This window comes from Cupriavidus sp. CP313, from assembly GCF_054072015.1.
This window is the reverse complement of record NZ_JBSVZB010000005.1, coordinates 121,737-145,787: the sequence shown is the minus strand read 5'-3', so window position 1 is coordinate 145,787 and position 24,051 is coordinate 121,737. Positions and strand designations below refer to the sequence as shown.

Below are 24,051 nucleotides of genomic sequence, written 5' to 3'. Positions count from 1 at the left end.
CGCTTCCAAGGGCCTCTAGCTCATGCCTGGTTAGAGCAGCGGACTCATAATCCGTTGGTGCCGTGTTCGACTCACGGGAGGCCCACCAATGTGAAAAGGGACTGCAGGTTGATACCTGCAGTCCCTTTTTTCTTGCCTCGAAATACTGCTCAGTCCTGCGCCACCACCAACCCCATCGCCGGATCGCTCACCGTATGCCTGCCGGTCTCCACCCGCCCCGCAAAGCGGCGGTAGAAGCCCGGGTCGCTATCGCACGTCACGGCAAAGTCATACCACTGTCCGCTTTCCTCGAGCGACCAATGCACGGATTTGTCGCCGTTGGCGCCGACGGTGACCGGCCACGGGCCATCGGTTCGGTACGCGAGCGCCTGGATGTTGAAGTGGCAGGCCCTGCGGCCGGCGTTGATCAGGTCGACGTAGGCATCGCCATTGGCAATGTCGTAGCAGACGCGGATCTCCGGTGCGATGCCGGTGTCGCCGATGCGGTTGGTATCGCCGCGGAAATGGCGGTGGAAGCCGTTGGGGCCCAGCACCCACAGGTCGTATTGCCCGGCGTTGTCCTGGAACACGTTCCAGGTGTCGCTCAGGGACTTGCCGGCTTCCACGACATAGCGGCGCGGAATGCGGCCCAGCTGGTAGCGGTCGTAGACGTGGAACACCGCGGCTTGCGTGCCAGTGTTGGCGAACACCAGTTCGACCTGCCCCACGGCGCTGCAGCGTGCGCTGGTGTGCAGCTCATACGGCAGCGCGCGTGACGGGCGCGTGCCGGTGGCCTGCAGCGGCAATTGCATGTCGACGGGCAGCGGTACCGCGGGCAGGGCCTGCTGGGCCTTGCGGAGTTGGTCGGCGTCGCTGCGCGTGGTGCGGCCGCCCAGGGTGGGCAGGGCTTCTGAGTTAGGCGTTTTGAAGTTGAACGCGCTGGTCAGGTCGCCGCAAACGGCGCGGCGGAACGGGCTGATGTTGGGTTCGGCCACGCCGAACCGCGCTTCCAGGAAGCGCAGCACGGAGGTGTGGTCGAACACCTGGGAGTTGACCCAGCCGCCGCGGCTCCACGGCGAGATCGCGTAGAGCGGCACGCGCGGCCCGGGACCGTAGACGCGGCCGTCCGCAGCGGGCTGGGTCCTGCTGCCCGGCGGCGCCGGATGGTTGAAGTATTCGGCCTGCATCTCGGCATCGCTCAGCGTCGCCTTGCCGGCCAGCGTCTTGTCGGGGTTCACCGACGGCGCGGAGGGGGAGGGGACGTGGTCGAAGTAGCCGTCGTTCTCGTCGAAGTTGACCAGCAGCACGGTCTTGCTCCAGACCTCGGGCACGGCGGTCAGTGCGTCCAGCACTTCCTGCAGGAACCAGGAGCCCTGGACCGGGCTGGACGGGCCGGGATGCTCGCAGTAGATCGATGGTGCGTTGATCCAGGAAACCTGCGGCAGCCTGCCTTCCTTGATATCGCGGCGGAAGGCGTCGAGGTATTCCTCGGGTTTGGTGCCGGGCAGGGTGTTGGCCACGCCCTTGTACAGCGGGTTGGCGGCGTTGTCGGTGGCCGCATCGTAGGCGTGGTACGGCAGCGGCTGGCCGGTGTTGGCATAGGGTGCGCCCGGTGCGCCGCCGCTGGATACCGGGAAGCCCGACGCCAGGTTGGCCTTGCGGAACTGCTGGAACGCGCCCAGCATGTTGTCGCCCCATTCGTCCGGCATGTTCTGGTAGCAGATCCAGCTGATGCCGGCTGCTTCCAGCCGCTCGGCGTAGGTCTTCCAGGTGTAGCCGGTGTTGGCCGATGCGGGCAGGCCGTCGATTGCGTCCCACTCATTGTTGACGAAGGCCACGTTGGCGGCGGTCGGGCCGTTGGTGCCGGTCAGGTGGAACGAACGGTTCGCGTCAGTGCCCGTATGCATCGAGCAGTGGTACGCGTCGCACAGCGTAAAGGCATTGGCCAGCGCGAACTGGAACGGGACCTCCTTCTCCTTGAAGTAGCCCATCGACGTATTGGTCTTGTACGTCGGCCAGTTGGCCATGCGGCCGTGGTCCCAGGCCTGCTGGCTGTCCACCCAGGCATGCGGTGTGCCGGCCGCGCGCTGCGCGTTGTTGTTGGTGCCATCTAGGTGATACGGGGTCAGCACGGCGCCGTTGGAGCGCTGTTGCTGCCATACCTTGCGCGCATTGGGCAGCGGGATGGTGAAGCGGTCGCCGAACCCGCGCACGCCCTTGAGCGTGCCGAAGTAGTGGTCGAAGGAACGGTTCTCCTGCATCAGGATCACCACATGCTCGACATCCTTGATGGTGCCGGTGGCATTGTTGGCCGGGATGGCCAGGGCCTTGCGGATGCTGGGCGGGAACGCGGCCAGCGCGGCGGCGGCGAAGCCGGTGCCGGCTGCGGCTTGCAGGAAGTTGCGGCGAGAGACCATGGTCTTGTCGGATTGGCGTCGGGACTTGTGTTGTCAGGGGGCGCAGCGGATCACCGGGTCGAGCCGCTTGTCCGGCTTCTTGCCGGTCTGTTCCGGTTGTGCGTTCGGCGTGACAGTCGCGGACGGCGACAGGTTGCCGCCGCCGTCATCGCCACCGCATGCGGTGAGCAATGCCGCCGCGATCAGGGTCGCGGCCAGGGTTCTTGGGAGTTTGCAGGGGAGCATCGGGTTCGCCTGGCTGGGTTGGTGTGGCGGCTGCTGGGAGCCGGAGCCAGGCGAGTGTAGGAAGGCGGGGTGACGTGTCGATGACAGCATGTCCAACGCACGATCCGTGCCGTCCGCCGGGTTGGGGCGGACGGCAGGCAAAGTGGCTACTTCCAGAAGCCTGCGTGCGGTGCCGCGGCTTCGTCCTCCAGGACCGGCCCCACCACATCCACCTGGCGCTGCCCGCGCCGGGCCGAGCAGAGTGGCTGCGGCAGCGGTTTCGGGAAAACATGGTGTTCGAGGTCGACCGGCGTGGGCACCGGACCACCCGCTGAGGGCGCGGCGATGGACTATGGTAGTCAGACGCAATCGCGCGTTTGATCCGATTCGCCCGATTCAATCCGGTTCAATCTGACCAGGAGTGGAATCCATGTCCTATATCGACGGATTTGTATTGGCCGTACCCCAGGCCACTCGCGAGACCTATCGCCAGGTGGCGCAGAAGGCAGCCGCGGTGTTCAAGGAGCACGGCGCGCTGAAGGTGGTGGAATGCTGGGGTGACGATGTGCCGGAAGGCAAGGTCACGTCCTTTACGATGGCGGTGCAGCGCAAGGAGGATGAAGCGGTGGTGTTCTCGTGGATACTGTGGCCATCGCGCGAGAAGCGCGACACCGGCATGAAGGCGGCGATGGCAGACCCGCGCCTGAAGGAAGGAATGGATCCGATGCCGTTCGATGGCCAGCGGATGATCTTTGGCGGCTTCGAGGTGATTGTCGACGAGTGAGCGGGCCGGGCGCCGGCGTGGCAGCGCCGGCGCGCAGGCAAGCCAGTTCAGATCAGGTGGAAGACCATGCCCAGGGCAATCGCGCCGCCCAGGGTTTCCACTGCTGCGAGGGCGAGAAGGTTCTTCAGTACGAAAGCGTCTTCTTTCTTCGTCACCATGGTCTGTCTCCCGGTCATTGGACTTGTTCTGAGGCACCATCGGCTGCGGCGATCCGGCGTTTGCGGTGCCAGGCCGTCGATGTGAGTCCAGTAGACCGCATCCGCCCGCTGGCCGGAAGCTGGCGAAAACCCGCTCGGCGAAAACCCGGATTCCTTCAGGAATGCGACAGGGCCATGATTGACGGGCTTTGCAGGGCGCGTTTGCGGCCTGCCGGCAACGCGGCATGGCAATGGCCCACATTTGGGGGATGCCCGCCGTGGCGCGATGCGCCAAGATCAAGGCGTGGGTGGTCGAGCAGATTGCCCCGCTACCATTTGAGCCCCGCTGCCTCCCCGGCACGCGGGGCTTTTCTACATGGGCCGACGGCGGCTTCGCAAAAATGAAATGCACGGAAAAAACGTCTCGCCACCGATGCGGGACGGCACAACGAAACCGGAGACAGCGATGAAGGTGATCACCGCACGCGAAGCGGCGGCACTCGTGCAGGATGGCTGGACCGTGGCCAGCGCGGGCTTTGTCGGCGCCGGCCATGCCGAGGCCGTGACCGAGGCGCTGGAGCAGCGTTTCCTGCAGAGCGGGCTGCCGCGCGACCTGACGCTGGTGTATTCGGCCGGGCAGGGCGACCGCGGCGCGCGCGGCGTGAACCACTTCGGCAATGCCGGCATGACCGCCAGCATCGTCGGCGGCCACTGGCGCTCGGCCACGCGGCTGGCCACGCTGGCCATGGCCGAGCAGTGCGAGGGCTACAACCTGCCGCAGGGCGTGCTGACGCACCTGTACCGCGCCATCGCCGGCGGCAAGCCCGGCGTGATGACCAAGATCGGCCTGCATACCTTCGTCGACCCGCGCACCGCGCAGGATGCGCGCTACCACGGCGGCGCCGTCAACGAGCGCGCGCGCCAGGCCATTGCCGAGGGCAAGGCATGCTGGGTCGATGCGGTCGACTTCCGCGGCGACGAATACCTGTTCTACCCGAGTTTCCCGATCCACTGCGCGCTGATCCGCTGCACCGCGGCCGACACCCGCGGCAACCTCAGCACGCATCGCGAAGCCTTCCACCATGAGCTGCTGGCCATGGCGCAGGCGGCCCATAACTCGGGCGGCATCGTGATCGCGCAGGTGGAAAGCCTGGTCGACCACCACGAGATCCTTCAGGCCATCCACGTGCCCGGCATCCTGGTCGATTACGTGGTGGTCTGCGACAACCCCGCCAACCACCAGATGACGTTTGCCGAGTCCTACAACCCGGCCTACGTGACGCCGTGGCAGGGCGAGGCAGCCGTGGTCGAAGCGGCAGCGGCGCCGGTGGCTGCCGGCCCGCTCGACGCGCGCACCATCGTGCAGCGTCGTGCGGTGATGGAGCTGGCGCGCCGTGCGCCGCGCGTGGTCAACCTGGGCGTGGGCATGCCGGCAGCGGTCGGCATGCTGGCGCACCAGGCCGGGCTGGACGGCTTCACGCTGACCGTCGAGGCCGGCCCCATCGGCGGCACGCCTGCGGATGGCCTCAGCTTCGGTGCCTCGGCCTATCCGGAGGCGGTGGTGGACCAGCCCGCGCAGTTCGATTTCTACGAGGGCGGCGGCATCGACCTGGCCATCCTCGGCCTGGCCGAGCTGGATGGCCACGGCAACGTCAATGTCAGCAAGTTCGGCGAAGGCGAGGGCGCGCTGATTGCCGGCGTCGGCGGCTTTATCAACATCACGCAGAGCGCGCGCGCGGTGGTGTTCATGGGCACGCTGACGGCGGGCGGGCTGGAAGTCCGCGCCGGCGACGGCCGCCTGCAGATCGTGCGCGAAGGCCGCGTGAAGAAGATCGTGCCGGAGGTGTCGCACCTGAGCTTCAACGGGCCCTATGTGGCGTCGCTCGGCATCCCGGTGCTGTATATCACCGAGCGCGCGGTGTTCGAGATGCGCGCTGGCGTAGGTGGTGAAGGAAGCGAAGACGGCGAAGCCCGCCTCACGCTGGTCGAGATCGCCCCGGGCGTGGACCTGCAGCGCGATGTGCTGGACCAGTGCGCGACGCCCGTGGCCGTGGCGCCAGACCTGCGCGAGATGGACGCGCGCCTGTTCCAGGCCGGGCCCCTGCACCTGTAATCCTGTCATTCGCGGCCGGCGGCGCAAGCACCGCCGCCATATGCATCAAGCAGACGGGCCGGCCATGACCGGTTCGCGAGGAGGCACGCCAGGATCTGTCATGACGTTACTGAACCGCTGTCGCTTCATCCCGGCGCGGCACTGAGCCGCGTATCGATTTTCGACTTATCGCGATTTACCGCAGGACTTAGCCATACCATGCAGAGCACTAGCCGCCGTACCTTCCGCCGTCACTTCGCGCGCCGCCTGGGCGCCGCCTTCCTGACCGCCACGCTGCCGCTCGCCGCCGCGCCGGCCTTTGCCGAGGCCTATCCCGGCAAGGCGATCCGCCTGGTGGTGCCGTTCCCGCCGGGCGGCCCGACCGACACCGCCGCGCGCATCATCGGCCAGAAGATGAGCGAAGCCCTCAAGCAGCCGGTGGTGGTGGACAACCGCCCCGGCGCCTCCGGCACCATCGGCGCCGAGAACGTCGCCAAGAGTCCCGCCGACGGGTACACGCTGCTGGTGCTGGCCACGCCCACGCTGCTGGCGCCGCACCTGATCAACCGCAAGGGCTACGACATCTTCAAGGACTTCACGCCCATCGGCGCGGCCTATGACCTGCCCATCGTGATGGTGGTCAATCCGCAGGCGATGCCGGACGTGAGCAGCCTGCCGCAGTACATCGCCAAGGCCAAGGCCAAGCCCGGCGCGCTGAACTACACCAGCGCCGGCAACGGCAGCTTCGGCCACCTGTCGACCGAGCTGCTGAAGAACCTGGGCCACTTCGACGTGCAGCACGTGCCGTACAAGGGCAGCGCGCCCGCCATCGCCGACCTGCTGGCTGGCCAGGTGCCGATGATGTTCTCGGACATGATCGCCGCGCTGCCGCACATCAAGGCCGGCAAGCTGCGCCCGATCGCGGTGGGCTCGTCCAGGCGCGTGAGCTTCACGCCCGACGTCAGGACGGTGGCCGAACAGGGCTTCCCGGGCTTCGACGCCACCGCCTGGGGCGGGCTGCTGGCGCCGGCCGGCACGCCCAAAGAGGCCGTGGCCACGCTGTCGGCCGAGTTGAAGAAGGCGCTGGCCGATCCGGCCGTGCAGCAGAAAATGCTGGGCGCCGGCACGGTGGCCGCTTATATGCCGCCCGACCAGCTGGCCGCGCGCATGAAGGCCGACTACAGCAAGTGGAGCAAGGTGATCCAGGACAACGGCATCCGCGGCGACTGAGTGATTCGGATGCCGCTACGGTGGCCCGGCTGAAGCTCAGGCGGGCTGCTGCGCTTGCGGCTGGCTGGCCGGCAGCGCCGGCAATGGCAGTGCCGGCTGGCAGGCGGCCGCGGCCAGGCCAAGGAACTGGCTGGAGGTGCGCAGGAACTGCTGGCAGGTCTGGCGGAAAAGCTCGAAGTCCATGTAGGTCTCGGTGAGATGGGGTTGCGCGGTCCGGCCGTGGCCACCGCGCCGCCGGCATCTTGCGTGGCCGATATGACAGTTTCTTGAAATCCCGCCAGCCTGCGCCGCCAACTGTCGCGCCAGGCGCACGCTGCTGCCAGAACGCCCACTGTGCTGGCAGAGGTGCTAAAATGTAAGTCTTTGATTCTCTTGGCCAAATGCTGCAGCCAGCACGGCCGTGCCGGAACCCTCCCGGCGCCAGGCGAGAGTCAGGGCGAGATGAGTTCCAGACGCGTATCCGTTTGTGCCGGGTTCGCCTCCCGCCAGACACCGATACCCATGACCACTACGAACGCACCAGAACCCACTACCGCGGGGCAGACCGCCGTGCAGACATTCGACAGCTTCGGCCTGGACGCGCGCATCCTGCGCGCCTTGTCCGAGCAGGGCTACACCACGCCCACCCCGATCCAGGCACAGGCCATCCCGGTCGTGCTGATAGGCAAGGACATGATGGGCGCCGCTCAGACCGGCACCGGCAAGACCGCGGGCTTCGCGCTGCCGATCATCCAGCGCCTGCTGCCGCTGGCCAATGCCAGCGCCTCGCCGGCACGCCACCCGGTGCGCGCGCTGATGCTGACCCCCACGCGCGAGCTGGCCGACCAGGTCTACGACAATGTCGCCCGCTACGCCAAGCACACCGACCTGCGCAGCACCGTGGTGTTCGGCGGCGTGGACATGAACCCGCAGACCGACGCCCTGCGCCGCGGCGTGGAGATCCTGGTGGCCACGCCCGGCCGCCTGCTGGACCACGTGCAGCAGAAGTCGGTCAACCTGTCGCAGGTGCAGATGCTGGTGCTGGACGAAGCCGACCGCATGCTCGACATGGGCTTCCTGCCGGACCTGCAGCGCATCATCAACCTGTTGCCGGCGCATCGCCAGACGCTGCTGTTCTCGGCCACGTTCTCGCCGGAAATCAAGCGGCTGGCCTCCAGCTACCTGAAGCACCCGGTCACCATTGAAGTGGCGCGCAGCAACTCGACCAACGAGAATGTGCGCCAGATGGTGTACCTGGTCGAAGACGGCCACAAGCAGGCGGCGGTCGTGCACCTGCTCAAGCAGCGCGCCGAGCAGGGGCTGTCGCGCCAGTGCATCGTCTTCGTCAACAGCAAGATCGGCTGCTCGCGCCTGGCGCGCCACCTGGAGCGCGAGGGCATCAACGCCGCCGCCATCCACGGCGACAAGACCCAGACCGAGCGCATGCAGACGCTGGAAGGCTTCAAGACCGGCACCATCGACGCGCTGGTCGCCACCGACGTGGCCGCGCGCGGGCTGGATATCCCCGACATGCCGTGCGTGGTCAACTTCGACGTGCCGTACAGCGCCGAAGACTATGTGCACCGCATCGGCCGTACCGGCCGTGCCGGCGCCAGCGGCGATGCGCTGTCGATCTACGTGCCGGGCAATGACGAGCGCCTGCTGTCCGATATCGAGAAGCTGATCAAGCGCAGCATCCCGCGCGGCAAGCTGGAAGGCTTCGACCCCACCGGCGAGCGCGCCCGCCAGGGCGACACCGAGCGCCGCCGCGAGCGTAGCGACGTGCGCCGCGCGCGCGGCGAGGGCGAAGAGCGTCCGCGCCGCCACGACCACAGCGCCAACCGCCAGGTGTTCCGTACCGCGGATGATCCGTTCTTCTCGCGCCCGTACGAGCCCAGCGCCGCCAGCGTCGCCCAGGCCAAGGCGGCCGATGAAGTGGCCGCTGCGCTGACCCGCGGCCGCCAGGCGCCCAAGCGGCCGGTGGCGGCATTGCTGGGCGGCGCACCGCGCAAGTCCTGATCCTGCCGTAGCCCAACAATGGCCCGCCTGCGCGGGCCATTTGCTTTTATGGGCCCGTTAGTGTCCTGTTCCGCAGATACCTTGCCATGAAATCGCCCAGTTGGCCGCCATGCGTCGTTGCTCGTCGTTGCCATAGCTATGGCTATGGCGCCTCCTCGCGCCTAGCCTGACAGACAACTGGACGATTTCATTTTGGCAAGTTATCTACGGAACAGGACACTAGCCGTGCGGGGGCTGCGGCAGCCTGGCCAACAGCTGGCGCCACCCGTCGGTGGCACGCGCAAGCCAGTCCTTCACATTCTCCGCGTGGTTCGACAGCCCCAGGTGGGTGCCGGCTTCGCGCAGCGCGTCCAGCGGTGCGGTGGTGTCGATTGCCTGCGCACCGTTTTGCTTGCTCAGCTTCTCGCCGGTCTCGTTGACCACCACCGGCACGTGCAGGTAGGCCGGCGTGGGCAGGCCCAGCAGGTGCTGCAGGTGGATCTGGCGCGGCGTCGAGTCGAGCAGGTCGGCGCCGCGCACGATATGCGTGATTCCCTGCAGGCCGTCATCCACCACTACCGCCAGTTGATACGCCCACAGCCCGTCCGCGCGGCGCAGCACGAAGTCGCCCAGCTCGGTCTCCAGGTCCTGGCACTGGCGGCCCTGCCAGCGGTCGTCGAAGCTGAGGGTGGCGGCCGGGCCGTCAGGCACGCGCACGCGCCAGGCGCGCGGCAGCTTGCCGTTCAGGCCGTGGCGGCAGGTGCCGGGATAGCCCAGGGTCTGGTGCCGCTCGCGCACGTGCACCAGCGAATCGGCGATCTCCTTGCGCGAACAGCCGCAGGGGTAGAGCTGCCCGGCGGCGTCGAGGCGGCGCAGCGCATCGGCATAGAACGGTTCACGCCGGCTCTGCCACACCGGCGGCTCGTCCGGCGTCATGCCCAGGCGCTCGAGCGTGAGCAGGATGCCCTCGTCCGCGCCGCGCACGCAGCGCGGCATGTCGATGTCCTCGATGCGCACCAGCCACTGGCCGCCGTGCGCGCGCGCGTCCAGCCAGCTGGCCAGCGCGGTGACCAGCGAGCCCGTATGCAGCGGCCCGGTGGGCGAGGGGGCGAAGCGGCCGCGATAGCCGGCTGCCGCGGCAACCGTCGGTACTGCCGTCACTACCATGAGGCCTGCCCTCAGCCGGCGAAGTCGGGTTGCTGCAGCAGCGCCTGCGCCAGGCGCGGGTCTTCCAGCTTGCTGGCCCACCACTGCAGCGCCTTGCCGCGGTTGCTGGTGCGCCAGGCTACCTTGAAGTTGCCGGGCGCGCGCACCTCGACGGTCTCGCGCGCCTGCAGCACGCCGCTTTCGATATGGGGTTGCGCCATCGGCGCCGGCAGCCAGCCGCAGCCCAGCCCGCGGATCTGCGCTTCCAGCTTGTCGCGCATGGTGGGCACCACCAGCACGTCCTGGCCGGCCAGCACGCCGTGGGTGCGCGCCGGCAGGTTGCGCGAGGTGTCGCCCACCGCGACGATGCGGTGCCTGGCGATCTGGATGGTGGTGAGCGGGCCTTCCTCGGTGGCCAGCGGATGGTGCGCGGCCACCGCGAACACGAATGGCATCGCCCCCATCGGCCGGATCTGGAAGCCCTGCGTGCTGGGCGCATCGTAGGCGCCGCCGATCACCAGGTCGGCGCGGTTGTTGACCAGCGCATCCCAGGCGCCGCCCAGCACTTCCTTGGAAAAGCGCAGCCGGGTGGCGGTGTTCTCGGCATAGAAGTCGTGGATCACCGGCAGCAGCGCGCGGAAGTTGATCAGGTCGTCGACCACGATGGTGAGGGTGGCCTCCCAGCCGGTGGCCAGGCGCTTGACGCGCCGTGCCAGGTCATCGGCGGCATGCAGCAGGTGGCGGCCCTCATCGAGCAGGGCGCGCCCGGCCGGCGTCAGCTCGGCGCGGTGGCGGCGCCGGTCGAACAGCAGCACGTCCAGGTCTTCTTCCAGCTTGCGCACCACGTAGGTCAGCGCGGAAGGGACCTTGCCCATCTCGTGGGCGGCGGCTGCAAAGCTGCCCTTGCGTTCGATGGCGTCCAGGACTTCGAGGGATTCTAGCGAGAGTGCCATGTTCAGAAATTCTGAATGACTGCTTCTAAGTCGATCCCCGTAAATATACGCCTCAAGCCCTAAACTTCCTAGCATCAAAAGCGAAAACGTATGCCGCGACACGGTTACCAAGCCAGTGCTTGCGGGCAACAGGCTCAAGGAGGGCCATCAAAATGATTGAAATCAGAAAGTCTGCAGAGCGTGGCTACGCCGATCATGGCTGGCTGAAGTCCTTTCATTCGTTCTCGTTCGCCGACTACTATGACCCGCAACATGTGCAGTTCGGGCCACTGCGCGTGATCAACGAGGACCGCGTCGCGCCGGGCATGGGCTTTGGCACCCACGGCCACCGCGACATGGAGATCATCAGCTACGTGCTTGAGGGCGAACTGGCCCACAAGGACAGCATGGGCAACGGCAGCGTGATCCGCCCGGGCGACGTGCAGCGCATGAGCGCCGGCACCGGCGTGCGCCATTCGGAGTACAACCACGCCGCGCACGACACCACCCACTTCCTGCAGATCTGGATCATGCCGGCCGAGAACGGCATCGACCCCGGCTACGAGGAAAAGCATTTCAACGCAGCCGACAAGCGCGGCAGGCTGCGCCTGGTGGCCAGCGCCGACGGCGCCGAGGGCTCGGTGGTGGTGCACCAGGACGTGCGCCTGTACGCCGGCCTGTTCGATGGCGACGAGGCCGCCACGCTGGCGCTTGCGCCGGGCCGCCGCGCCTATGTCCACGTGGCGCGCGGCCGGGTGACGGTCAACGGCAAGGCGCTTGAAGCCGGCGACGCAGCCAGGCTGGCGGACGTGGCTGAAGTTGCGCTATCCGGCGGCGATGGCGCCGAAGTGCTCGTGTTCGACCTGCCCTGAGCATCGTCCATTGCCGCATGCGAGAGCCCGCCTTCTGGCGGGCTTTTGCTTTTTGCACTGCGCGCCGGGCCCCGGCAGGTAGCGCTGTGCTATCTTCTCGCTATGCATTGCGCCTGCACCGGCACATCGCCGGCAAGCCCGGAAGGGCCAGGCGTGCCCTTGGAACACCCCGTACCAAGATGACCTTTGTTTCTATTCTCCTGGCGCTGATCGCTGAACAGTTCCGCGCCCTGGGCCGCAACAACCCGATCCACGAGATCGTGCGCGCACTCGGCGACCGCGCGGAACACGCCTTCGACACCGGCCGGCCGCGCGATGCCGCGCTGGCCTGGCTGACCGTGGTCGTGCCGCTGACCCTGGCGGTGATCGTGGTGCACTACCTGCTGGCCTCGATCAGCGTGGCGCTGACGCTCGCCTGGAATGTGCTGGTGCTGTACATGACGCTGGGCTTTCGCCAGTTCAGCCACTACTTCACCGACATCCACGAGGCCCTGAACCGCGATGACGTCCATACCGCGCGCACGCTGCTGCACGAGTGGACCGGCCTGGACACCGTCGAGATGCCGGTCTCCGAGATCGTGCGGCACACGCTGGAAGCGGCAATCATCGCCGTGCACCGGCATGTGTTCGGCGTGTTCTTCTGGTTCCTGGTGCCGGTCGGCCCCGGCGGGGTGGTGCTGTACCGCACCGCCGAATACCTCGGCCGCTACTGGAACCTGCCCTCGACCGAGCGCAGCCCCGCGCTGGGCCGCTTTGCGGCGCGCGCCTTCTATTTGCTGGACTGGATTCCGTCGCGGCTGACGGCGATCGGCTTTGCCATCGTCGGCAACTTCGAGGATGCGGTCTACGCCTGGCGCAACCATGCGCGCAAGTGGAACGATGCCGTCAACGGCATCCTGCTTGCCAGCGGGGGCGGGGCGCTGGGCGTGCGCCTGGGCACGCCGCTGGCCGAGGACGATTCCACCGTGGTGCTGCGCGCCAGCGTGGCCGGCCCGGCCGTGGACTATGCGCCCGGCATGGAAGAGGACAACGGCGGCCCGGAACCGGTGCCGCCCGAATTCGGCACCGAGCCCGGCGTGCGCACGCTGCAGTCGGCCGTGGGCCTGGTATGGCGCGCGGTGGTGCTGTGGATGCTGCTGCTCGCCATGCTGTCGCTGGCGCTCTGGGTCGGCTGAAGCGGGGATGGAAACCGCGCTGCCGGCGCGCTAGTCGCGGGCCGAGCCGCAGCGCCAGCAGGCCCCGAACTGGGCCTCGTGCCATTCCAGGCAGTGGCGGCATTGCCAGCTGGGCCCCGGCGCCGGGTTGGCGGCGGCATTGAGCACGGCCCACGCCTGTGCTTCCATCTCGTCATCGACCAGCCACACCTGTGGCGCACTCTCCCGGAACGGGATCTCGCCGGTTGCCCCGGCCAGCCAGGTATTGCGCAATTCCGCCCGGATGCCGGCCGCCTGCAGGACGTTCCGGCAATGGGCCGCATGGACGAGGGAAGTGGCGGACAGCAGCAGTTTCATGGCAGCGCACCGGGTAACCCAGGTGCGCTTACCTTACCACGGCTTCTGCTGGTTGGATTCGTGCAGCAACTGCATGTAGAGCTGGTGGCGGCGCTCGGAGATCGCTCCCGATGCGACCTCGGCCAGCACGCCGCAGCCGGGCTCGTTGACATGGTGGCAGTTGTAGAAGCGGCACTCGGTCAGCAGCGGCCGGAACTCCGGGAAGGCGCGTTCCAGCATGCCCTCGCTCAGGTGGTACAGGCCGAATTCCTGGAAGCCAGGCGAATCGATCAGCGCGCCCGGGCGGCCGTCCACGGTGCCCCATTCGGCCGGCAGGTGATAGAGCCGCGTGAAGGTGGTGGTGTGCTTGCCGGAGTCAAGCTTGGCCGAGATCTCGCGGGTCTGCGCATCCACGCCCGGAATCAGCAGGTTCAGCAGCGACGACTTGCCCATGCCCGATTGCCCGATCAGGATGCTGGCCAGCCCCGCCAGGCGCGGCTTGAGCGTGGCCAGCGTCTGCGCCGGGTCGGCGCGCACCGACAGCTCCAGCGTGTCGTAGCCCAGCTCGCGGTACAGCGCCAGGCGCCCTCGCGCTTCTTCCAGCCGGTCGGGCAGGTCGGTCTTGTTGAGCACGATCAGCGGCCGGATCTCCATCGCCTCGGCCGACACCAGCGCGCGGCCGAGCAGGTCTTCGGAGAAGCCCGGCTCGGTTGCCAGCACGATCACGACCTGGTCGATATTGGCGGCCAGCAGCTTGGACTTGAACTGGTCGGAGCGGTGCAGCAGGTTCTTGCGCGGCGAGGCCGCGGTGATCACGCACTGGTCGGCGGCGGCGCGTTCCACGCTGACATGGTCGCCCACCGCGCAGTCGCTCTTCTTGCCGCGCGGGAAGGCATGCATGCGCGTGCCGTCGCCCAGCTCGACCACGTAGTGGCGGCCATGGGCGGCGATGATCAGCGCGGATTCGGTGGTCTTGCCGGCATGGCTGCCGCCGCCGGCGTTGCGGTGACGCGCGGCGCGGCTCATGCGTGCGCCAGCAGGCGGTCGATCCGCTGCGCGGCGGGCGGATGCGAGTAGTAGAAGGCGCTGTAGAGCGGATCTGGCGTCAGCGTCGAGGCGTTGTCCTTGTACAGCTTCACCAGCGCGGACACCAGGTTGCCGGCATCGGTCTGGTCGGCGGCAAAGGCGTCGGCCTCGAACTCATGGCGGCGCGACGACAGGCTCGACAGCGGCCCCAGCAGGAAGGTGAACACCGGCAGCGCCAGGAAGAACAGCACCAGCGCCAGCGCGTTGTTTGACACACCCAGGTTGGGCACCACGCCCAGCCCGGTGTAGAACCAGCTGCGCGTGGCCAGCCAGCCCAGCAGCGCCAGGAACACCAGGCTCAGCGCAAAGGTGACGACGATGCGCTTGGCCACGTGGCGGCGCTTGAAGTGGCCCAGCTCATGTGCCAGCACCGCCTCGATCTCGTCGCCCGACAGGCGCGCCAGCAGGGTATCGAAGAAGACGATGCGCTTGGCCGCGCCAAAACCGGTGAAATAGGCATTGCCGTGGGCACTGCGCTTGCTGCCGTCCATCACGAACAGGCCCTTGCTGGCAAAGCCGCAGCGTTTCATCAGGGCCTCGATGCGCTCGCGCAGCGCTTCGTCGGTGAGCGGCTCGAACTTGTTGAACAGCGGCGCGATAAAGGTCGGGAACACCACCAGCAGGAACAGGTTGAAGGCCATCCACACCAGCCAGGTCCAGACCCACCACAGCGAGCCGGCGCGCTCCATCAGCCACAGCACCGCCAGCAGCAGCGGCAGGCCCAGCGCGCAGGCCACCACCAGCATCTTGGCCACGTCGGCCAGCCACAGGCCGAACGTCATCTTGTTGAAGCCGAAGCGCTCCTCGATGCCGAACTGGCCGTACAGCGAGAACGGCAGGTCGACCAGCCCGCCGATCAGCGCCACGCTGGCCACCAGCGCCACGCCGTAGGCATAGCCCGGGCCGAACGTGTCCAGCCAGGACTGGTTGAGCCACTGCAACCCGCCCAGCATGGTGAAGCCGATCAGCACCGCGGCGCCGGCCAGCACCTCGAGCATCGACAGCCGGGTGCGGGCGATGGTGTAGTCCGCGGCCTTCTGGTGCGAGGCCAGGGTGATGGTGTCGGCAAAGCGCGGCGGCACCGCATTGCGGTGCTGCGCCACATGCCGGACCTGGCGGGCGGCCAGCCAGAGCCTGGTCAGCACCATCAGCACCAGGGCGGCGAGAAAGACAATCGTGAACATCGGCAAGAGCCTTGTTGTGGGTGCGGGCGCCCGGCTTTGTGCGCGGCGGGCGTCCGTTGGGACCGCCGGGCCCCGGGGTGGGGCAGGCGGCGGTCCGGGATATCCGGAAAACGCCCCGGCGCTGGTGCGCAAACGGCCATTCCGGACGGATATGCGAGAATTATAAATTGTTCGCGCCCGGCCCTGCCGCGGCCGCTTCCCTGAAATCCCTATCTTCCGCAGTCCCGATGACAAGCCAAGCCACCGCCAAATCCGTCAAAAGTGAAAACAACCTGATCTGGCTGGACATGGAAATGACCGGTCTGCAGCCGGATACCGATCGCATCATCGAAATAGCGATCGTCATTACCGACTCCGAACTCCATATCCTGGCCGAAGGCCCCGTGCTGGTGATCCACCAGAGCGACGCCGTGCTCAATGGCATGGACAACTGGAACAAGGGCACCCACGGCCGCTCGGGCCTGATCGACAAGGTCAAGGCATCGACCCTGACCGAAGATCAGGCCGAGGCCGAGCTGCTGGCCTTCCTCAAGCGCTGGGTGCCGGCCGGCAAGTCGCCGATGTGCGGCAACTCGATCTGCCAGGACCGCCGCTTCATGGCGCGCTACATGCCCAAGCTGGAGTCGTTCTTCCACTACCGCAACCTGGACGTGTCCACGCTGAAAGAGCTGTGCAAGCGCTGGGAGCCGGCCATCCACAAGGGCTTTATCAAGCGCCAGCTGCATACGGCCCTGGCCGACATCCTGGAATCGGTGGAAGAACTGCGCTACTACCGCACGCACTTTATCCGTCACACCGTGCCGGGCGCTGCACCGGCTGCCGATGCGCCGGCGGCCGACGCGCCAGCCGCCGACACGCCCGCGCAATAACCGGGGCCAGCTGCTCCCAAAACAACAACCCACCACAAGCGACGGGTCGCCCGCACCGGGCGGCCGCGTTGCCGCTGCCGGGCGGCCGTGCGCTGCCCCGGGGCGCGCCCCACCCGCCTGCCCATGCTTGAGCGCATCGTCTCCATCATCACGCCGGTCATCCTGATCATCCTGGTCGGGTGGCTGTACGGGCGCAAGGCGCATCCGGACATGGCCGGCATCAACCGCGCCACGCTGGACGTGATCGCTCCGCTGCTAGTGGTGTCGGCCTTCGGAAGCAAGGATTTCGTGCTGGCCGACCAGCTGGTGCTGCTGGGCTGCGCGGTGGCGGTGGTGCTGGGCTCGGGCGTGCTGGCGTGGGCGCTGGCGCGGCTGCTGAAGGCCGATCCGCGCACCTTTGTGCCGCCGATGATGTTCAACAACTGCGGCAACATGGGCCTGCCGCTGTCGGTATTTGCCTTCGGTCCGGCGGGGCTGGCGCCGGCGGTGGCGCTGTTCGCGGCATCGAACCTGATGCACTTCACCATCGGCATGAAGATCGTCAACCGCCATGCGTCGATGGCGCAGATCGCGCGCAACCCCATGGTGCTGGCCACCGTGGCGGGCGTGGCGCTGGCGCTGGCGCGGCCATGGTTCACGCTGCCGGACCCGGTCTACCAGTCGGTCAAGCTGCTGGGCGACGCCACCGTGCCGCTGATGCTGTTTGCGCTGGGCGTGCGCATGAAGGACGTCAGCCTGCGCAACTGGGGCATGGGCCTGGTCGGCGCCGCGGCGTGCCCGCTGACGGGCATTGCGGTGGCACTGCTGCTGGCGCAGTGGGTGCCGCTGACCGAATTGCAGCGTGGCCTGCTCTTTGTGTTTGCCGCGCTGCCGCCGGCGGTGCTGAACTTCCTGGTGGCGGACCATTTCCGGCAGGACCCGGACCAGGTGGCGTCGATCGTGCTGCTGGGCAATATCGCCGCGGTGGTGTTCGTGCCGGTGGGTTTGTACCTGGGCTTGCGCTGAGGCGCGGGGAGGGGGAGCCCGCAGGCGGGCGCCTGGGGGCGATTGGCGCGATTGGTGAGATTACGCCGCGGGCTTGGCCCGCACGGCGTTTTTCGGGCGCCAGGCCTTGACGATGGCCTCATCGGTTTCCATGTAGGGGCCGCCGATCAGGTCGATGCAATACGGCACCGCAGCAAAGATCCCTTGCACCACGGCCTTGCCATCGGCATCGCGCAGGCCCTCAAGGGTCTCGCGGATGGCGCGCGGCTGGCCGGGCAGGTTGATGATCAGCGCGGCGCGGCTGGCGGTCTCGCGGATCACCGCCACCTGGCGCGACAGGATCGCGGTTGGCACGAAATGCAGGCTGACCTGGCGCATCTGCTCGCCAAAGCCGGGCATTTCCTTGGTGCCCACGGCCAGCGTGGCCTCGGGCGTCACGTCGCGGCGCGCCGGGCCGGTGCCGCCGGTGGTCAGCACCAGGTCGCAGCCGGCCACGTCGACCAGGTCGATCAGGGTGCGCGAGATCTGCGCCTGCTCGTCCGGGATCAGCCGCTCCAGCGCCTGCCAGGGCGTGGTCAGCGTGCGCCCGAACCACTCGCGCAGCGCCGGGATGCCTTCGTCCTGGTAGGTGCCGGCCGAGGCGCGGTCCGAGATCGAAACGAAGCCGACAACGAGTTCGTCGGGATGGTTGCGGACAACCGGCTGCGTGGTCTGGGTCATGCCTCGGGCTCCGGGGTAGGGGGTTGGTCCTCGGCGGCGCCGGCCTTGCCATCCTTCACGTCCAGCGCCGTCTTGATCGCCTGGAACAGCTCGCGGAAATAGCGCGGCGGCTTGCTTTGCTCCTTTTCCTTGCGCGCGTTGCGGATGGTGTTGCGCAGCGCCTGCACGTCGATACCGGGATGCTCGGCGAGGAAGCGCGTCAGCGCCGCGTCGTCGGCCAGCAGCAGCTCGCGCCAGCGCTCGATCAGGTGCATGCGGGCGGTTTCGGCCTTGCTGGTGCCCTTGAAGCCCTCCAGCGCTTGCCGGATCACCTCGACCTCTTCGTCCTCGAGGCCGCGCATGATCTTGCCCACGAACTGCATCTGGCGGCGCTTGCCTTCGTGGCTGTTGATGCGGCGGGCCTGGTGGATGGCGTCGGCCAGCGCTTCGGGCATGGGCACGCGCGCCAGGCGGTCCTTGGCCAGCGCTTCCAGCTCGGCGCCAAGGCCCTGCAGGGCGGTCATGTCGCGCTTGCGCTGCGACTTGCTTTTCGGTTCGTCGTCTTCCGGTTCGGGCGCAAAGCCTCCGGGAAAGCGCGAGCCATTCGGATTACGGGAATTTCGCGTCATGCCCGGCATTTTATCTTGCTATGATTGCCGCTTGGACTTTTGATGACACCCGCCCAGCATGGACCAGATCGCAGAACAGACCGCGCACTTCACCTACACCCAGGCCCAGCTCAGCGAGATGGCCGCCGATGTGCTGCGCGTTGCACGCGAACTTGGGGCGACCGACGCCGCCACGGAGATATCCGAAGGCAGCGGCCTGTCGGTATCGGTACGCAAGGGGCAGGTGGAAACCATCGAGCAGAACCGCGACAAGGTGGTCGGGGTCACGGTCATGATCGGCAAGCGCCGCGGCAATGCCAGCACCTCGGACTTCTCGCCGGCCGCGCTGCGCGCCACTGCCGAGGCCGCCTACAACATCGCCCGCTTCACGGCCGAGGACGATTGCGCCGGCCTGGCCGAGGAAGAACTGCTGGAACGCGCGCCACAGGACCTGGAGCTGTTCCACCCCTGGGCGCTGGACGCCGAGCGCGCCATCGACATCGCCACCCGCGCCGAGGCCGCCGCCTTCGCGGTGTCGCCGCGCATCCGCAACAGCGACGGCGCCAGCGTGTCGGCGCAGCATTCGCAGTTCGTGCTGGCGACCACGCGCGGCTTCTCGGGCGGCTATCCGTATTCGCGCCATTTCATCTCGTGCGCGCCGATCGCCGGCAGCGGCAGCGGCATGCAGCGCGATGACTGGTACTCGTCCAAGCGCTCGCCGCTGGCGCTGGCCGCGCCTGAGGACATCGGCCGCTACGCCGCCGAGCGCGCGCTGGCGCGGCTGCAGGCGCGCCAGCTGTCCACGCGCCGCTGCCCGGTGCTGTTCGAGGCGCCGCTGGCCGCGGGGCTGCTGGGTGCCTTCGTGCAGGCGGTGTCGGGCGGCGCGCTGTACCGCAAATCCACTTTCCTGTGCGATTCGCTGGGCCAGGCCGTGTTTGCGCCGCATATCCAGATCCATGAGCAGCCGCATACCCCGGGCGCCATGGGCAGCGCCCCGTTCGACGAGGAAGGCGTGCGCACCCGTGCCCGCGACGTGGTGCGCGACGGCGTGGTGCAGGGTTATTTCCTGTCGACCTATTCCGCGCGCAAGCTCGGCATGCAGACCACCGGCAACGCCGGCGGCTCGCACAACCTGACGCTGACGAGCACGCTGACCGAGCCCGGCGACGACTTCCCGGCCATGCTGCGCAAGCTCGGCACCGGCCTGCTGGTGACCGAGCTGATGGGACAGGGCGTCAACTACGTGACCGGCGACTATTCGCGCGGCGCCTCGGGCTACTGGGTCGAGAACGGCGTGATCCAGTACCCGGTGGAGGAAATCACCATCGCCGGCAATATGGCCGAGATGTTCCAGCAGATCGTCGCCATCGGCGCGGATTCGCTGGTGCGCGGCACCAAGGAAACCGGCTCGATCCTGCTTGAGCAGATGACGATTGCCGGCACCTGAGCGGCGCGCGCCACCCAAAGAAAAAGCAGGCCGGCTGGCCTGCTTTTTTATTTCCCGCGCAATGCCTTACGACTCGTCCGACGGCGGCCGCTCATACGTGACGAAGGCATAGTCGAAGCCATTCGCCTCCGAATGATGCGTTTCGCGCGCGGTTTCAATCCATTGAGTGCGGTCGATCGCCGGGAAGAAGGCATCGCCTTCCACGTCCGCATCGATCTCGGTCACCACCAGCCGGTCCGCGCACGGCATGGCCTCGGCATAGAGCTGCGCACCGCCGATCAGGAAGATCTGCTCCGCGCCCACGCACAGGCGCTGGGCGTCTTCCAGCGAGGCCGCCACCTCGGCGCCCTCGATGCGCAGGTCCGGGTTACGGCTGACCACGATATTGCGGCGCCCCGGCAGCGGGCGGCCGATCGAGTCCCAGGTCTTGCGGCCCATGATCACGGGCGCGCCCATGGTGGTGCGCTTGAAGTGCGCCAGGTCTTCCGGCAGGCGCCAAGGCAGCGTGTTGTCGCGGCCGATGGTGTTGTTGCGGGCGCGGGCGACGACCAGTGTCAGCAGCGTCATACGGCCACCGGTGCCTTGATGGCGGCGTGCGACTGGTAGCCGGTCAGTTCAAAGTCTTCGTAGCGGTAGTCGAAGATGCTGTCGGGCTTGCGCAGGATCTTCAACTGCGGCAGCGCCAGCGGCTCGCGCGCCAGCTGGGTCTGCACCTGCTCGAAATGATTGTTGTACAGATGGCAGTCGCCGCCGGTCCAGACGAAGTCGCCCACTTCCAGCCCGGTCTGCTGCGCCATCATGTGGGTCAGCAGCGCATAGCTGGCGATATTGAACGGCACGCCCAGGAAGATATCGGCGCTGCGCTGGTAGAGCTGGCACGACAGCCGGCCATCGGCCACGTAGAACTGGAAGAACGCGTGGCAGGGCGGCAGCTTCATGCGCGGGATGTCGGCCACGTTCCAGGCCGATACGATCAGGCGGCGCGAATCCGGGTTGGCGCGGATCTGCGCCACCAGGTCGGTGATCTGGTCGATATGGCGGCCGTCCGGCGCCGGCCACGAGCGCCATTGCGAGCCGTAGACCGGACCCAGTTCGCCGTTCTCGTCGGCCCACTCGTCCCAGATGGTGACGCCGTGCTCCTGCAGCCAGCGCACGTTGGTCGAGCCCTGCAGGAACCACAGCAGCTCATGGATGATCGACTTCAGGTGCAGCTTCTTGGTGGTGACCACCGGGAAGCCTGCGCGCAGGTCGAAGCGCATCTGGTAGCCAAACACCGAGCGCGTGCCGGTGCCGGTGCGGTCGGCCTTGTCGGTGCCATGCTCGTACACATGGCGCATGAAGTCGAGGTACTGTTTCATCGGCGCGGGGCGGGATGGGAAGTGACGCGGGCGCTGGTCCCGCAAAGCTGGCATTTTAAAGCAAAAGGGCCATCCCTCAGGATGGCCCTTCACCGGGCTGGCCGGGGCGGGTGCCCCGGCCATGCCTGGCACGGCTTGCCGACTTAGTGGCTGCTGGCCGGTTGCTGCACGCGGCGCTTCTGCACCAGGTAGCCGGCGCCCAGCACGCCGCCGACGATCAGCACGTACAGGCCCCAGTTGACCACCGGGTTGGCTTCGAAGAACGCCTTGATCATCGGCTCGTGCACGATCATCTTGACCGCCGTGAACGCCAGCACGCCCGCGCCCAGGTAGATGATGATCGGGAAGCGGCCCATCAGCTTGAGCACCAGGCTCGAGCCCCACACCACGATGGGGATGCTGATCAGCAGGCCCAGCACCACCAGCAGGAAGCTGCCGTGCGCGGCACCGGCCACGGCCAGCACGTTGTCCACGCCCATCACCGCGTCGGCGATGATGATGGTCTTCATTGCGCCCCACAGGGTCGAGGCGCCCGAGCCGTGCCCCTCGCCGTCGCCTTCATCGGACAGCAGCTTGTAGGCAATCCACACCAGCGCCAGGCCGCCAACCAGCATCAGCCCCGGGATCTTCAGCAGCCAGACCACGCCGATCGTCATGGCCGAGCGCACCACCACGGCACCGACGGTACCCCAGATGATGGCCTTTTTCTGCAGGTGGGCGGGCAGGTTGCGCGCCGCCAGGGCGATCACGATGGCATTGTCGCCAGCCAGCACCAGGTCAATGACGACGATGGACAGCAGTGCCGTCAGGAACTGCATCGTGAACAGATCGGTAAACCACTCCATGAACTCTCCTCAGGGTACGAATCAGCGCGGGGCGCGTATTGGGTTCGCCTGGATTCCTGGAGCACGGGGGATGGGGCCGCCTTTGCAAACCATGAAAACCAGGTTGCAAAGGTCTTGCTCGACCACAGGCGCGGTATGCGCACCGGCGGTCAGCACAACCGGGGACACGGGTCCCGGAATGACGATTGTGCTAAGGGCATGGGCCCCGGAGCTACTCCCCTTTGAGGGACGCGACCCGTTGTGGGGGTCGCGTTGGGCCGCATTATAAACGAACTGCAAGGGATATGCCTCATTAGGAAAGATACTGACTCAAGGTTTCTGATATGCCGCATACGGCGCATATGGGGATCTTGCGGTGCGCGATCCGCCGGATGGGCCTATCCTTTAAGTTCGGCTTCGCCCGATGCGTCCCGGACAGCACAGGGAGGTGTTGCGGAGACCGGCGCGCACGACATGCACAGCGCGGCCTTGGGGATTACGCATTGAAGCAGTGACCATTCGCGACCACACAAGGAAACGACATGCCGGCTGTCCCGAATCCGCCGAATACCCCCTTCCAGAACAAAGCCCCGCAGACGCCTTTCCCACCCCTGAACCACCACAACGGCCATGCGGCCGCACCGCCCGCCTTGGTCGCGCTGGCCAATGGCCGTGCGCACCGGCCGCCGCCCCAGCCGGAGTTCGTGCAGCAATACCGCGAGGACAGCGGCGCGCTGCGCGAGCAGGTGCTGGCCGGGCTGCGTGCCGGGCAGGCCGCCATCAGCCCCAAGTTCTTCTACGACGTGCTGGGCTCGCGCCTGTTCGAGGCCATCACCGACCTGCCTGAGTACTATCCGACCCGCACCGAGGCCGCGATCTTTGCCAGCGCGTCGCCGGCCATCGCCGCGCGTGCCGGCAGCGGCTGCGTGCTGGTGGACCTGGGTGCGGGCAATTGCGAAAAGGCTGCCAGGCTCTTTGGCAGCCTGCGCCCGGCGCAGTACGTGGCGCTGGATATCTCGGTGGAGTTCCTGCGCGCGACGCTGTCGTCGCTGCAGCAGCAGCATCCCGACATTCCGATGCTGGGCCTGGGCGCCGACCTGTGTGCGCCGTTCGATTTGCCCGCCAACGTCAGGCGCGGCAGGCGGCTGTTCTTCTATCCGGGCTCGAGCATCGGCAATTTCGCCCCGGTCGAGGCACTGGCATTGCTGCAGCGCATGCGCGGCGCGGCCGGGCGCGGCGACGGCGTGCTGATCGGGGTCGACCTGCACAAGGACGAAGCCACGCTGGTGTCTGCCTATGACGATGCGCTGGGCGTCACCGCCGCGTTCAACCGCAACGTGCTGCGCAACGTGAACCGCATCGTCGGCACGGATTTCTCGCTGGACGACTGGCGCCATGTGGCGAGCTTCGACCGCGCGGCATCGCGCATCCAGATGCATCTGCAAGCGTGCCGCGACGTGCGCGTGCAGTGGCAGGGCGGGGCGCGCGAGTTTGCCGCGGGCGAGCGGATCCATACCGAGGACTCCTACAAGTACCGCCCGGAGGATTTCACGCTATTGCTGGAAGCCGCCGGGTTTGACGACCCGGTGTACTGGACCGACCCGAGCGGCTGGTTCGCCGTGTTCCACGCGCGCGGCTGATCCGCCCGCGCGGGCGCCATCCGGCAGGGATGGCAGGGAGTGTCATAATGGCCGCGGCCGGCCTGGCGTGCGAGCGCCTGGCCAACAGTTGC

Annotated in this window: 23 protein-coding genes and 1 tRNA gene; 11 read left to right on the top strand and 13 right to left on the bottom strand. The window is 67.5% G+C overall.

The features are described 5' to 3' along the window. The first annotated feature begins 9 nt into the window (after nucleotides 1–9). Nucleotides 10–88: transfer RNA gene (locus ACW4E8_RS09295), tRNA-Ile, on the top strand. Nucleotides 89–149: 61 nt separating this feature from the next. Here ACW4E8_RS09295 and ACW4E8_RS09290 read toward each other — a convergent pair. Further along, nucleotides 150–2,396 carry a phosphocholine-specific phospholipase C gene (locus tag ACW4E8_RS09290; RefSeq protein WP_456804228.1) on the bottom strand — a complete coding sequence of 749 codons (2,247 nt, stop codon included), beginning with the start codon at nucleotides 2,394–2,396 and terminating at the stop codon, nucleotides 150–152. 33 nt (nucleotides 2,397–2,429) lie between these two features. After that, the gene (locus ACW4E8_RS09285; protein ID WP_456804227.1) at nucleotides 2,430–2,621 is read right to left on the bottom strand and encodes a hypothetical protein; all 192 of its coding nucleotides are present in this window, start codon (nucleotides 2,619–2,621) and stop codon (nucleotides 2,430–2,432) included. A 409-nt stretch (nucleotides 2,622–3,030) separates the two neighbouring features. On the opposite strand from ACW4E8_RS09285, the gene ACW4E8_RS09280 reads away from it, so the two are divergent. From ACW4E8_RS09280 to ACW4E8_RS09270, 3 genes are all read left to right on the top strand, one after another. Continuing rightward, the gene (locus tag ACW4E8_RS09280) at nucleotides 3,031–3,384 is read left to right on the top strand and encodes a DUF1428 domain-containing protein (RefSeq protein WP_010813628.1); all 354 of its coding nucleotides are present in this window, start codon (nucleotides 3,031–3,033) and stop codon (nucleotides 3,382–3,384) included. 603 nt (nucleotides 3,385–3,987) lie between these two features. Then, nucleotides 3,988–5,634 carry an acyl CoA:acetate/3-ketoacid CoA transferase gene (locus ACW4E8_RS09275; protein WP_456804226.1) on the top strand — a complete coding sequence of 549 codons (1,647 nt, stop codon included), beginning with the start codon at nucleotides 3,988–3,990 and terminating at the stop codon, nucleotides 5,632–5,634. A gap of 198 nt (nucleotides 5,635–5,832) precedes the next feature. After that, nucleotides 5,833–6,843, top strand: coding sequence for a tripartite tricarboxylate transporter substrate binding protein (locus tag ACW4E8_RS09270; protein WP_456804225.1), 1,011 nt, complete (start codon nucleotides 5,833–5,835; stop codon nucleotides 6,841–6,843). A 36-nt stretch (nucleotides 6,844–6,879) separates the two neighbouring features. On the opposite strand, the gene ACW4E8_RS09265 is transcribed toward ACW4E8_RS09270, so the two are convergent. Continuing rightward, the gene (locus ACW4E8_RS09265) at nucleotides 6,880–7,026 is read right to left on the bottom strand and encodes a hypothetical protein (protein ID WP_456804224.1); all 147 of its coding nucleotides are present in this window, start codon (nucleotides 7,024–7,026) and stop codon (nucleotides 6,880–6,882) included. A 318-nt stretch (nucleotides 7,027–7,344) separates the two neighbouring features. On the opposite strand from ACW4E8_RS09265, the gene ACW4E8_RS09260 reads away from it, so the two are divergent. Further along, nucleotides 7,345–8,841, top strand: a complete 1,497-nt coding sequence (locus tag ACW4E8_RS09260; RefSeq protein ID WP_456804223.1) for a DEAD/DEAH box helicase — start codon at nucleotides 7,345–7,347, stop codon at nucleotides 8,839–8,841. A gap of 219 nt (nucleotides 8,842–9,060) precedes the next feature. Here the strand turns inward: ACW4E8_RS09260 and gluQRS are convergent, their stop codons facing one another. Together gluQRS and ACW4E8_RS09250 are read right to left on the bottom strand one after the other, a co-directional pair. Continuing rightward, nucleotides 9,061–9,987 carry a tRNA glutamyl-Q(34) synthetase GluQRS gene (gene gluQRS / locus ACW4E8_RS09255; RefSeq protein WP_456804222.1) on the bottom strand — a complete coding sequence of 309 codons (927 nt, stop codon included), beginning with the start codon at nucleotides 9,985–9,987 and terminating at the stop codon, nucleotides 9,061–9,063. 11 nt (nucleotides 9,988–9,998) lie between these two features. Beyond that, nucleotides 9,999–10,919 (bottom strand): LysR family transcriptional regulator, encoded by a 921-nt coding sequence (locus tag ACW4E8_RS09250; protein WP_456804221.1) that lies wholly within the window; start codon nucleotides 10,917–10,919, stop codon nucleotides 9,999–10,001. Nucleotides 10,920–11,071: 152 nt separating this feature from the next. On the opposite strand from ACW4E8_RS09250, the gene ACW4E8_RS09245 reads away from it, so the two are divergent. Continuing rightward, nucleotides 11,072–11,770, top strand: coding sequence for a pirin family protein (locus ACW4E8_RS09245; RefSeq protein WP_456804220.1), 699 nt, complete (start codon nucleotides 11,072–11,074; stop codon nucleotides 11,768–11,770). A 179-nt stretch (nucleotides 11,771–11,949) separates the two neighbouring features. Next, nucleotides 11,950–12,945 (top strand): CobD/CbiB family protein, encoded by a 996-nt coding sequence (locus tag ACW4E8_RS09240; RefSeq protein ID WP_456804219.1) that lies wholly within the window; start codon nucleotides 11,950–11,952, stop codon nucleotides 12,943–12,945. Nucleotides 12,946–12,975: 30 nt separating this feature from the next. Here the strand turns inward: ACW4E8_RS09240 and ACW4E8_RS09235 are convergent, their stop codons facing one another. The 3 genes from ACW4E8_RS09235 to ACW4E8_RS09225 are packed head-to-tail and all read right to left on the bottom strand — an operon-like array spanning nucleotide 12,976 to nucleotide 15,530. Continuing rightward, on the bottom strand, nucleotides 12,976–13,281 hold the full coding sequence (locus ACW4E8_RS09235; protein WP_456804218.1) for a putative signal transducing protein: 306 nt from the start codon (nucleotides 13,279–13,281) through the stop codon (nucleotides 12,976–12,978). A gap of 33 nt (nucleotides 13,282–13,314) precedes the next feature. Then, the gene (rsgA, locus tag ACW4E8_RS09230) at nucleotides 13,315–14,286 is read right to left on the bottom strand and encodes a ribosome small subunit-dependent GTPase A (protein WP_456804217.1); all 972 of its coding nucleotides are present in this window, start codon (nucleotides 14,284–14,286) and stop codon (nucleotides 13,315–13,317) included. After that, complete coding sequence (locus tag ACW4E8_RS09225; RefSeq protein ID WP_456804216.1) at nucleotides 14,283–15,530, bottom strand: M48 family metallopeptidase; 1,248 nt, start codon at nucleotides 15,528–15,530, stop codon at nucleotides 14,283–14,285. Before ACW4E8_RS09225 ends, rsgA begins: the two co-directional genes overlap by 4 nt. Before the next feature lie 227 nt (nucleotides 15,531–15,757). Here ACW4E8_RS09225 and orn point away from each other — a divergent pair, with 227 nt between their 5' ends. Together orn and ACW4E8_RS09215 are read left to right on the top strand one after the other, a co-directional pair. Then, nucleotides 15,758–16,399: an oligoribonuclease gene (orn, locus tag ACW4E8_RS09220; RefSeq protein ID WP_456804215.1), complete on the top strand. Its 642-nt coding sequence runs from the start codon at nucleotides 15,758–15,760 to the stop codon at nucleotides 16,397–16,399. A 123-nt stretch (nucleotides 16,400–16,522) separates the two neighbouring features. Next, the gene (locus tag ACW4E8_RS09215) at nucleotides 16,523–17,404 is read left to right on the top strand and encodes an AEC family transporter (RefSeq protein ID WP_456804214.1); all 882 of its coding nucleotides are present in this window, start codon (nucleotides 16,523–16,525) and stop codon (nucleotides 17,402–17,404) included. Between the two features lie 60 nt (nucleotides 17,405–17,464). Here ACW4E8_RS09215 and mog read toward each other — a convergent pair whose 3' ends face one another. Beyond that, complete coding sequence (gene mog, locus ACW4E8_RS09210) at nucleotides 17,465–18,103, bottom strand: molybdopterin adenylyltransferase (protein WP_456804213.1); 639 nt, start codon at nucleotides 18,101–18,103, stop codon at nucleotides 17,465–17,467. After that, nucleotides 18,100–18,720, bottom strand: coding sequence for a ribosome biogenesis factor YjgA (yjgA, locus tag ACW4E8_RS09205; RefSeq protein ID WP_456804212.1), 621 nt, complete (start codon nucleotides 18,718–18,720; stop codon nucleotides 18,100–18,102). Before yjgA ends, mog begins: the two co-directional genes overlap by 4 nt. A gap of 49 nt (nucleotides 18,721–18,769) precedes the next feature. On the opposite strand from yjgA, the gene pmbA reads away from it, so the two are divergent. Further along, complete coding sequence (gene pmbA, locus ACW4E8_RS09200; RefSeq protein ID WP_456804211.1) at nucleotides 18,770–20,137, top strand: metalloprotease PmbA; 1,368 nt, start codon at nucleotides 18,770–18,772, stop codon at nucleotides 20,135–20,137. Between the two features lie 66 nt (nucleotides 20,138–20,203). Here the strand turns inward: pmbA and ACW4E8_RS09195 are convergent, their stop codons facing one another. The 3 genes from ACW4E8_RS09195 to ACW4E8_RS09185 form a co-directional block, all read right to left on the bottom strand. Continuing rightward, nucleotides 20,204–20,704, bottom strand: coding sequence for a dihydrofolate reductase (locus ACW4E8_RS09195; RefSeq protein WP_035815758.1), 501 nt, complete (start codon nucleotides 20,702–20,704; stop codon nucleotides 20,204–20,206). Beyond that, nucleotides 20,701–21,495 carry a thymidylate synthase gene (locus tag ACW4E8_RS09190; protein WP_456804210.1) on the bottom strand — a complete coding sequence of 265 codons (795 nt, stop codon included), beginning with the start codon at nucleotides 21,493–21,495 and terminating at the stop codon, nucleotides 20,701–20,703. Before ACW4E8_RS09190 ends, ACW4E8_RS09195 begins: the two co-directional genes overlap by 4 nt. A gap of 143 nt (nucleotides 21,496–21,638) precedes the next feature. Then, nucleotides 21,639–22,340, bottom strand: coding sequence for a TerC family protein (locus ACW4E8_RS09185; protein ID WP_456804209.1), 702 nt, complete (start codon nucleotides 22,338–22,340; stop codon nucleotides 21,639–21,641). A 521-nt stretch (nucleotides 22,341–22,861) separates the two neighbouring features. Here ACW4E8_RS09185 and egtD point away from each other — a divergent pair. After that, nucleotides 22,862–23,959, top strand: a complete 1,098-nt coding sequence (egtD, locus tag ACW4E8_RS09180) for an L-histidine N(alpha)-methyltransferase (protein ID WP_456804208.1) — start codon at nucleotides 22,862–22,864, stop codon at nucleotides 23,957–23,959. Nucleotides 23,960–24,051 lie beyond the last annotated feature (92 nt).

Coding starts and splice junctions, on each gene's coding strand:
- ACW4E8_RS09250 (WP_456804221.1), bottom strand. CDS start 10,919: ATGGCACTCTCGCTAGAATCCCTCGAAGTCCTGGACGCCATCGAACGC.
- ACW4E8_RS09225 (WP_456804216.1), bottom strand. CDS start 15,530: ATGTTCACGATTGTCTTTCTCGCCGCCCTGGTGCTGATGGTGCTGACC.
- ACW4E8_RS09260 (WP_456804223.1), top strand. CDS start 7,345: ATGACCACTACGAACGCACCAGAACCCACTACCGCGGGGCAGACCGCC.
- ACW4E8_RS09285 (WP_456804227.1), bottom strand. CDS start 2,621: ATGCTCCCCTGCAAACTCCCAAGAACCCTGGCCGCGACCCTGATCGCG.
- ACW4E8_RS09190 (WP_456804210.1), bottom strand. CDS start 21,495: ATGAAACAGTACCTCGACTTCATGCGCCATGTGTACGAGCATGGCACC.
- ACW4E8_RS09215 (WP_456804214.1), top strand. CDS start 16,523: ATGCTTGAGCGCATCGTCTCCATCATCACGCCGGTCATCCTGATCATC.
- ACW4E8_RS09245 (WP_456804220.1), top strand. CDS start 11,072: ATGATTGAAATCAGAAAGTCTGCAGAGCGTGGCTACGCCGATCATGGC.
- pmbA (WP_456804211.1), top strand. CDS start 18,770: ATGGACCAGATCGCAGAACAGACCGCGCACTTCACCTACACCCAGGCC.
- ACW4E8_RS09265 (WP_456804224.1), bottom strand. CDS start 7,026: ATGGACTTCGAGCTTTTCCGCCAGACCTGCCAGCAGTTCCTGCGCACC.
- ACW4E8_RS09280 (WP_010813628.1), top strand. CDS start 3,031: ATGTCCTATATCGACGGATTTGTATTGGCCGTACCCCAGGCCACTCGC.
- ACW4E8_RS09270 (WP_456804225.1), top strand. CDS start 5,833: ATGCAGAGCACTAGCCGCCGTACCTTCCGCCGTCACTTCGCGCGCCGC.
- ACW4E8_RS09235 (WP_456804218.1), bottom strand. CDS start 13,281: ATGAAACTGCTGCTGTCCGCCACTTCCCTCGTCCATGCGGCCCATTGC.
- ACW4E8_RS09240 (WP_456804219.1), top strand. CDS start 11,950: ATGACCTTTGTTTCTATTCTCCTGGCGCTGATCGCTGAACAGTTCCGC.
- mog (WP_456804213.1), bottom strand. CDS start 18,103: ATGACCCAGACCACGCAGCCGGTTGTCCGCAACCATCCCGACGAACTC.
- rsgA (WP_456804217.1), bottom strand. CDS start 14,286: ATGAGCCGCGCCGCGCGTCACCGCAACGCCGGCGGCGGCAGCCATGCC.
- ACW4E8_RS09195 (WP_035815758.1), bottom strand. CDS start 20,704: ATGACGCTGCTGACACTGGTCGTCGCCCGCGCCCGCAACAACACCATC.
- ACW4E8_RS09275 (WP_456804226.1), top strand. CDS start 3,988: ATGAAGGTGATCACCGCACGCGAAGCGGCGGCACTCGTGCAGGATGGC.
- gluQRS (WP_456804222.1), bottom strand. CDS start 9,987: ATGGTAGTGACGGCAGTACCGACGGTTGCCGCGGCAGCCGGCTATCGC.
- orn (WP_456804215.1), top strand. CDS start 15,758: ATGACAAGCCAAGCCACCGCCAAATCCGTCAAAAGTGAAAACAACCTG.
- ACW4E8_RS09185 (WP_456804209.1), bottom strand. CDS start 22,340: ATGGAGTGGTTTACCGATCTGTTCACGATGCAGTTCCTGACGGCACTG.
- ACW4E8_RS09290 (WP_456804228.1), bottom strand. CDS start 2,396: ATGGTCTCTCGCCGCAACTTCCTGCAAGCCGCAGCCGGCACCGGCTTC.
- egtD (WP_456804208.1), top strand. CDS start 22,862: ATGCCGGCTGTCCCGAATCCGCCGAATACCCCCTTCCAGAACAAAGCC.
- yjgA (WP_456804212.1), bottom strand. CDS start 18,720: ATGCCGGGCATGACGCGAAATTCCCGTAATCCGAATGGCTCGCGCTTT.